Source organism: Massilia sp. CT11-108, assembly GCF_047302915.1.
Taxonomy (GTDB): Bacteria; Pseudomonadota; Gammaproteobacteria; order Burkholderiales; family Burkholderiaceae_D; genus Telluria; species Telluria orientalis.
Map to the genome: position 1 here is coordinate 1 of NZ_JBKYMO010000646.1, position 2,655 is coordinate 2,655.

Here is a 2,655-nt window from a genome sequence, read left to right on the forward strand (position 1 = left end):
CCGGCCTGGGTGGCGCCGGCGCGCACACGTCCAGCAGCGTGGCCAGCATCGACTGCTGCGCCTTCGCGGCACGGGTCAGGCTGCGCAGCAGTCGCGACTTTCGGGCGGGTTTGGCCATGGTGCCTCGGCATGGATGTTGCACTGCAATATATCGGCTCTGCAGGCCGCGCTCCGTGCGGTGGCGTACCTTGCCTGGCGGCGCGCCGGCGCGATCGGACACATCATCCCTACAAATCTGGCTCGTCTAGCGCCACGAGCAAAAGAAGGGAGACCAGCGATGACGTCGACGATCAACTGGACCGCCCTGTGGGTCTTCATCGGCTTCTTCGTCCTCGTCACGGTGAATGGCTTCATGGCGTCGCGCTGGCAAACGGGCGGCGCGGGCAAGGGCGAGCACCTCGACGAATGGGGCCTGGGCGGGCGCAACTTCGGCACGTGGATCACGTGGTTCCTCGTCGGCGGCGATTTCTATACCGCCTACGCCGTGATCGCCGTGCCGGCCCTCGTCTACGCGGTGGGCGCCTACGGCTTCTTCGCGCTGCCCTGCACGATCGTCTTCGTCATCATGCACGGGCATCTTCGCCGCGAAGAGCGCCGACACGATCCGCAGGAACGCCATCTTCCTGCCGGCCTACACGATCCTGCTCGGCCTGATCGCGCTGCTCGGCTACATGGCGCACGCGGCGCACCTGAAGGTGGCGAGCAACAACGACGTCGTCCCCGCGCTGTTCGGCGCGCTGGTGCCGGCGGCCGTGATGTCGATCGGCGCCGCCAATCGCTTCACGCGCAATTTCTGGAAGCCGTACGTGAATCCGCACGTCGGCCCGGCCGGCGAGGCGAAGGTGGCGAAGATGGCGTCGCTGGTCGTCAAGGTCGGCGCGCTGGTCTGCATCCTGTTCCTGCCGACAAAGTTCGCACTGGACGGCCTGTTCTCGCGCCGCTTCGGCAGCACCGCGCTGCTGTGCGGCTGGGCCGTCGGCAACGTGGACGGCACGTGGATCGCGTTCGGCGACGGCATCAAGCCGGTGCACACGCTGCACCTGGGCGATGCCGGCGTGACCCTGTACAGCGGGTTGCTGGCGCTGGCCGTCAACGTCGTGGTGGCGCTCGTCGTGCAGGCCGTGGCGGGTGTGGCGCAGCGCGACGTCGCCGGGAACAACGTGGCGTAGTCGTCCCGCCGTGCTGCCGCAGCGCCTCGCACAGGTCCCTGCCGGGCGATGCACTGCTGTCGGACAGGCACGAAACGGGCGGCGAGCGGGGATGCGCGGCGCCGACTGTACCAGTTGCACCACGTATCGTTGCAACGGCTGCCACGAATCTGCCCGCTCGTTCCAGATTTCATCCCTGTCTGTCACGCGACTGCGGTACTCTGGGTGACTTCACCATTCGAGCCCGGATACGTCGATCATGAGAAACCAGATGAACATGCCAGACAGCGCTGTCGCGCTCATGAACTACGTCGACGGTGCCGGCTGGACCGAGCATGCGGAGGTCGTCGTGCAGATCATGATGTCGAGCGTGCATCCGGACATCGAGTCATCCATCGCGACGGTGGCATGCCTTCCGAATCACCTGCGTACGAACGTCGCCCATTACCTGACCGAGATCCTCACGGGCGCCGTCGACAACGAGCAGCGGCACGCCATTTTTTCGTGGACGCAGTGCTGGGCGCTGGCGAGCCTGGACCAGTAACCGCCGCCGCATCGCACGACCGCCTTTGCCGACGATATCCTGGCCTGCGCACGTTCCCTGATCGCCGCCGGCGGTTACAACGGATTCAGCTATGCAGACATCGCCGAGGTCGTCGGCATCCGCAAGCCGGGCATTCATGCCTCATCCCCCCTCGAACGTCGGCGCTAATCGGCCATGGCACGGACTCGCCGTCCGTCAGGCTGGCGCTGGCCTGCGTGTTCGTGCTGTTCTTGCTTGGTACCGGTCACCAGATGTTGCGCCCGCGCCAGCGGCATGAAAAGTCAGCAACACTTCGGTAATTTTTACAGTTGAGGATGAGTCTGGCGGCGGTGCTATTCCAAGCCATTGAAACCAAAGCGTATTTTTTCCTTGGCATGGACATTGCTGGTTTTCCGGCAAAACAAAGCGCGAACAGCAGTCTGTTGCCCAGGAGACCCTCATGAACTCGTCCGCGAACAACCCGCCGATCCCCCTGTGGAGAATCAACCGGTCCGTACTGTTAGGCATGTGCCTGATTGCACTGACTGCCGTGCTGTTTTACGGACCGGTTCTGCTGCTACTGTGGCGCGAGCTGGAGTGAGGTTGAGCCTGCTTACAGCCGTCCACGCAGTTCGAGCGCGATCGCACGCGGCTTGCTCACATAGCTGTAAGGCGAGCCGACGACCGAACCGAGCGTGCTGATCGCGATGGTTTGCCGGTTGGTGAGGTTCGTCACGACCGCGCCCACGTCCCAGTTGCCGGACGGCGCCGTCCAGCCGAGGCGCACGTCGACTTTCTCGCGCGCCGCCCCGGTATCGACGCTGCCGTCGGGGTTGCACGTTCCCTGCGCCCGCGTGTCAGCATTGCAGCGCCGTTCACCGATGTAGCCGAGCATCACGTTGAAGTCCGCCGTCCCGGTCCACAGCGCCCAGCGCGCAGTGGACGCTCAACCGGATCTGGCGCCTGAACGGCGCGCTGGCCTAC

General features: G+C 64.9%; 3 protein-coding genes and 1 pseudogene. 3 read left to right on the forward strand and 1 reads right to left on the reverse strand.

The window, feature by feature from the left end; translation table 11 throughout:
* Window positions 1-277 precede the first annotated feature (277 nt).
* The 3 genes and pseudogenes from ACEN88_RS28840 to ACEN88_RS28850 all read left to right on the forward strand — a co-directional run bounded on the left by ACEN88_RS28840 (window position 278) and on the right by ACEN88_RS28850 (window position 2,272).
* A pseudogene (locus ACEN88_RS28840) lies at window positions 278-1,169 on the forward strand (hypothetical protein).
* A gap of 250 nt (window positions 1,170-1,419) precedes the next feature.
* Window positions 1,420-1,692, forward strand: a complete 273-nt coding sequence (locus tag ACEN88_RS28845) for a hypothetical protein (RefSeq protein WP_371768232.1) — start codon at window positions 1,420-1,422, stop codon at window positions 1,690-1,692.
* Window positions 1,693-2,131: 439 nt separating this feature from the next.
* Window positions 2,132-2,272 (forward strand): hypothetical protein, encoded by a 141-nt coding sequence (locus ACEN88_RS28850; RefSeq protein WP_413345219.1) that lies wholly within the window; start codon window positions 2,132-2,134, stop codon window positions 2,270-2,272.
* A 12-nt stretch (window positions 2,273-2,284) separates the two neighbouring features.
* On the opposite strand, the gene ACEN88_RS28855 is transcribed toward ACEN88_RS28850, so the two are convergent.
* Entirely contained in the window at window positions 2,285-2,569 is a 285-nt protein-coding gene (locus tag ACEN88_RS28855; RefSeq protein ID WP_413345221.1) for a hypothetical protein, read from the reverse strand.
* Between the last annotated feature and the right edge of the window lie 86 nt (window positions 2,570-2,655).

Excerpts from the sequence above, each read along its gene's own strand:
- ACEN88_RS28850 (WP_413345219.1), top strand. The coding sequence starts at position 2,132 with ATGAACTCGTCCGCGAACAACCCGCCGATCCCCCTGTGGAGAATCAAC.
- ACEN88_RS28845 (WP_371768232.1), top strand. The coding sequence starts at position 1,420 with ATGAACATGCCAGACAGCGCTGTCGCGCTCATGAACTACGTCGACGGT.